The organism is Achromobacter sp. (assembly GCF_036567245.1).
GTDB lineage: Bacteria > Pseudomonadota > Gammaproteobacteria > Burkholderiales > Burkholderiaceae_B > Achromobacter.
Genome location: NZ_DATCUY010000693.1, coordinates 1 through 4,356 on the forward strand (window position 1 = coordinate 1; position 4,356 = coordinate 4,356).

Genomic DNA, 4,356 nt, shown 5'->3' on the forward strand with positions numbered 1-4,356 from the left:
CTGTGCCGCGCTGATCGGCACCGGCCCGCAGGCCGTCACCCAGTTGGCCGCGCTGGCCGCCGTGCGCGATCTGCGCCGCGTGCGCGTCTACAGCCCCACGCCGGAAAAGCGCCGCGCCTTTATCGCCAGCGTGCAAGGCAAGTATCGATTCGAGGTCGAGGAAGCATCCAGCCTGGAGCAGGCGCTGGCCGGCGCGGAAATCGTCACCTTGATCACGCGCGCCGTCGAACCTTTCGTCGACGCGGCCATGCTGGCCGACTGCAGGCACCTGAACGCCGTGGGCGCGATCCTGCCGGCCAAGGCCGAATTCGCGCAGGACGTGTTCGAGCGCGCGGACCGAGTGGTGGTGGACGACATGGAGAACGCGCGCCGCGGCTCGCGTGAACTGCGCGAGCGCTACGGCGCCGACGGCGCGCCGTGGCAGGGCGTTACGGTGCTGAGCGATCTGCTCGCCGCCGACGCAGGCCGCCCGCAGGACGCGCGGCTGACGATCTTCAAGGGCATGGGCATGGGCTTGTCCGACCTGGCGATGGCGCGGGTGGTGTACGAGCACGCCCGCGACCATGGCCTGGGCGTGGCGCTGCCGCCGCAGACCCGCGAGAACCTGCTGCTGTCGCAGCCCTGAACCGAATCCGCATCACCAGACAGCCGGCGCGAGGCGCCGGCGGCAAGAGGAGACCCCATGTTCGTCGATGTCAGCGGCGCCAGTCCGCGGGAACAAAACAAATGGCAGTCCATCGTCATCCCCAAAGAGGATATCGATCTTGAGATCGCGCGCCTGACGGACGCGCCCCGGCCGGACAACGGCCGCCGCGCGTCCCTCATCGTGCACCCTGAAGCCACGGCGCCGGGTCTGGGCCTGGCCCCGGGAACGGACGTCACCGTCAATGTGGTCAATCCGGGCGAGAGCACCTACAACCTGCGCAAGAACTCCAACATGCTGGAGATCTGTATCAGCGGCGAGGGCGTGGCCACGGTGGCCGGGCGCGACATCCGCGTGGGGCACTGGGACGTATGGAACACCCCCGCCATGCAGGTGCATTCCTACCGTAACGAGGGCAAGACGCCGTGGGTGCGGCTGTCGTACTCCAACGCGCCGTTGCTGGAAAAGCTGGAGATCCACTACGTCGAGGAATTCGAGGGCGGCGTGCCGCCGGCCGACGCCAACACCAAGCCGGTGCCGCCGCGCGCGCCGGATGCGGCCCGTTCGCGCGACCTGGCGCTGCGCGAGCAGATCACGCCTGAAGGCGCCTGGCTGCTGGGCTACGAATGGCTGATCGACATCGAGGTGCTGGAGTCCAAGGCCCTGCACTGGCCCTGGGCCGCGGTCTCGCGCCAGCTGCCCAGCGTCGAGGACATGGCGCGCGGCTACAACGGCCGCCGCCTGTTCGTGCTGTACAACCCCGCGACCGAACGCCGCATCGGCACCACGCACAGCTTCTTCGCCACCATTTCCTCGTCGCCGCCGGACAACCACCACGTGCCGCACCGCCACAGTTCGTCGGCCATCAACTATTACCTGCGCGGCAACGGCTACAGCAAGGTCAACGGCACGCGGCTGGACTGGAAGGCTGGCGACCTGATCCTGTCGGCGCCGGGCTGGGCCATGCACTCGCATCACTCGGGCACGGAGACTACCTCCGCGCTGACGGTGCAGGACCACCCGCTGCAGATCGCCATGGAGTCGCTGATCTGGCAGGAGCGCATGCAGGAACCCATCCTGGCGCTGGGCAGCCAGAGCGGCTTCGAAAGCAACCGCGCGCAGCTGGCTGCGACGCCGCGATAGCACGCGATTTCCTAGAACCGATACCTGGATCCGCAATGACCATGACTGAAATTTCCGACACCCCGGCGTTGCGCGCGCGCCTGCGGGACTTCTACGACGACTACGCCTACTGCCTGGACGAAGACCGGCTGGAGGACTGGCCCGGCTTCTTCACGGAAGACTGCCACTATCGCGTGCTGTCGCGCGAGAACCATGACGCCGGCCTGCCGCTGGGCCTGATCTATTGCATGAACAAGAACATGGTGCGCGACCGTGTCACCGCCTTGCGCGAAACCACCATGTTCGAACCGCGTTCGCTGCGCCACTTCGTCAGCGGCGTGCGCGTGCTGGAAGTGCAGGGCGATCACATCGTGGCGCAGGCCAACTTCGCCGTGATGGAGTCGCTGTCCGACCGGGAACCCACCTTGAACATGGTGGGCCGCTACCTGGACGTGCTGCGCGTAACGCCCGAGGGCCTGGCCTTCAGCCGCCGCGACTGCGTGTACGACAACTACCGCGTGCGCACCTCGCTCATCGTTCCCATCTGAATCCGCCCCGAGGATACCTGTCATGACCTGTTCCCACACCACCGTGCCGGAGGCTCCGGCGGCGGCTCCCATCCATATCGAACGCCGCTGGCCCAAGGAGGGCTATACGCGCATCCCCAATTGGGTCTACACCGATCCCGCCATCTTCCAGAAGGAAATGGACGTGTTCTTCGGCGGCAAGACCTGGAACTACGTGGGTCTGGAATGTGAAGTGCCCGAAGTCGGCTGCTACAAGCGCAACTGGATCGGCAACCGCCCCGTGGTCATGGTCCGCAACGCAGAAGGCGAGATCAACGTGCTGGAGAACCGCTGCGCCCACCGCGGCGCGCAGATCTGCTGGCAGAACACCGGCCAAGTGGAAGATTTCACCTGCCCTTACCACCAGTGGAACTATGACCTGAACGGCAACCTGCAGGGCGTGCCGTTCCGCAGGGGCGCCATGGGCCGTGGCGGCATGCCGCGCGACTTCGATCCCAAGCAGAACGGCATCCGCAAGCTGCGCAGCGTGAACCGCGGCGGTTCGATCTGGGCCACCTTCGCCGAGGACGCGCCCAGCTTCGAAGAGTATTGCGGCCCCGAAGTGCTGGCCGAGATCGACCACATGCTGCCGGGCAAGCCGCTCAAGCTGCTGGGCTACAGCCGTCAGCTGATCCCCAGCAACTGGAAGATGTACCTCGAGAACCTGAAGGATCCGTACCACGCCACGCTGCTGCACACCTTCTACATCACCTTCGGCCTGTGGCGCGCGGACTCCAAGTCCGAGTGCATCCCCACCGGCGGCGGCGCGCACAGCGTGATGGTGTCGCACAACGAGGGCAAGAAGAAGTCCGAGGCCACCACGGAAATGAGCCGCTTCCGCGACGACCTCGAATTGCTGGACCTGGAGACGGTGACGCCGCGCGCCGAGTTCAATCGTGGCCGCGTCGGCGGCGCCTGGGTGTTCCCCGCCGCGCAGTTCGGCATCCAGGCCAACTCGCTCAAGACCCGCCATGTCATTCCGCGCAGCCCCACCGAGCACGAGCTGGTGTTCACCTACTACGGCTACGAGGACGACGACGAGGAGATGACCCGCCTGCGCCTGAAGCACGCCAACCTGCTGGGTCCCGCCGGCTTCGTGTCGATGGACGACAGTGAAATGCTGAACCAGGTGCAGATCGGCGTCACCGGCTACCCGGAGGCACGCGGCATCGTCGAGATGGGTGGCCGCGATACCGAGCCCGCCGACTACATGGTGACCGAGGTGCTGATCCGGTCCTTCTACGACTACTACCGCCAGGCGATGGGGCTGTGAGCATGGATACCTGGAAACCGGTAGCGATGGTGTCGGACATTTCGCCCGACACCGGCACCCTGCGCGTGGTGCATGAGGGCGAGGGCGTCTGCCTCTACGACCTGCAGGGCGATATCTGCGCCACGCAGGACCGCTGCCCGCACGGCAATGCCAGCCTGGCCGATGGCTACCTGGAGGACGGCACCATTGAATGCCCGCTGCACCAGGGCGTCTTCGACATCCGCACCGGCAAGCCGCAATGCCCGCCCGTCACGACGGACCTGCGCCGCTACGAGGTGCGGGTGGAGGCGGGTACCGTCTACCTGAAGGCGGAGGCAGCATGAGCTCGGCCGCCATCGTGGTGGTCGGCGCCGGCCAGGCGGGTGGCTGGGCCGCGGCGACCTTGCGCGAGCGTGGCTACGAAGGCCGCATCGTGCTGCTGGGCGATGAGCCTCACGCGCCTTACGAACGTCCGCCGCTGAGCAAGGCGGTGCTGGGCGGTCAGGCCGTGCCCGAAAGCACCGAGCTGTTTTCGGCCGAGCGGCTGGCCGCGCTGCGCATCGAGTTCCAGCCGGGCGTGGCGGCGGCGCGGTTGCGCGTGGCCGACAGGCAGGTGGATACCTCGGACGGCGGCTGCGTTGCCTATGACAAGCTGATCTTGTGCATGGGCGGCAGGCCGATAGTGCCTGCGCTGCCGGGCGTGGATGGTCCGGGCGTGCATGTGCTGCGTACCCGCGGCGACGCCCTGCGCCTGCGCGCCAGCCTGGGGCCGG

5 protein-coding genes and 1 pseudogene are annotated in these 4,356 nt (G+C 67.1%); all 6 read left to right on the plus strand.

Annotation, left to right across the window (positions count from 1 at the left end):
• A pseudogene (locus tag VIR09_RS29705) lies at positions 1 to 625 on the plus strand (ornithine cyclodeaminase family protein); the annotation flags it as partial.
• Between the two features lie 57 nt (positions 626 to 682).
• Positions 683 to 1,786, plus strand: coding sequence for a cupin domain-containing protein (locus VIR09_RS29710; RefSeq protein ID WP_013394553.1), 1,104 nt, complete (start codon positions 683 to 685; stop codon positions 1,784 to 1,786).
• A gap of 35 nt (positions 1,787 to 1,821) precedes the next feature.
• Entirely contained in the window at positions 1,822 to 2,313 is a 492-nt protein-coding gene (locus tag VIR09_RS29715) for an aromatic-ring-hydroxylating dioxygenase subunit beta (RefSeq protein ID WP_332016134.1), read from the plus strand.
• Between the two features lie 22 nt (positions 2,314 to 2,335).
• The gene (locus VIR09_RS29720; protein ID WP_332016135.1) at positions 2,336 to 3,604 is read left to right on the plus strand and encodes an aromatic ring-hydroxylating dioxygenase subunit alpha; all 1,269 of its coding nucleotides are present in this window, start codon (positions 2,336 to 2,338) and stop codon (positions 3,602 to 3,604) included.
• A 2-nt stretch (positions 3,605 to 3,606) separates the two neighbouring features.
• Positions 3,607 to 3,927, plus strand: coding sequence for a non-heme iron oxygenase ferredoxin subunit (locus VIR09_RS29725; RefSeq protein ID WP_013394550.1), 321 nt, complete (start codon positions 3,607 to 3,609; stop codon positions 3,925 to 3,927).
• On the plus strand, positions 3,924 to 4,356 hold a 433-nt coding region (locus VIR09_RS29730; RefSeq protein WP_332016136.1), incomplete at its 3' end, for an FAD-dependent oxidoreductase. The genes VIR09_RS29725 and VIR09_RS29730, both read left to right, overlap by 4 nt.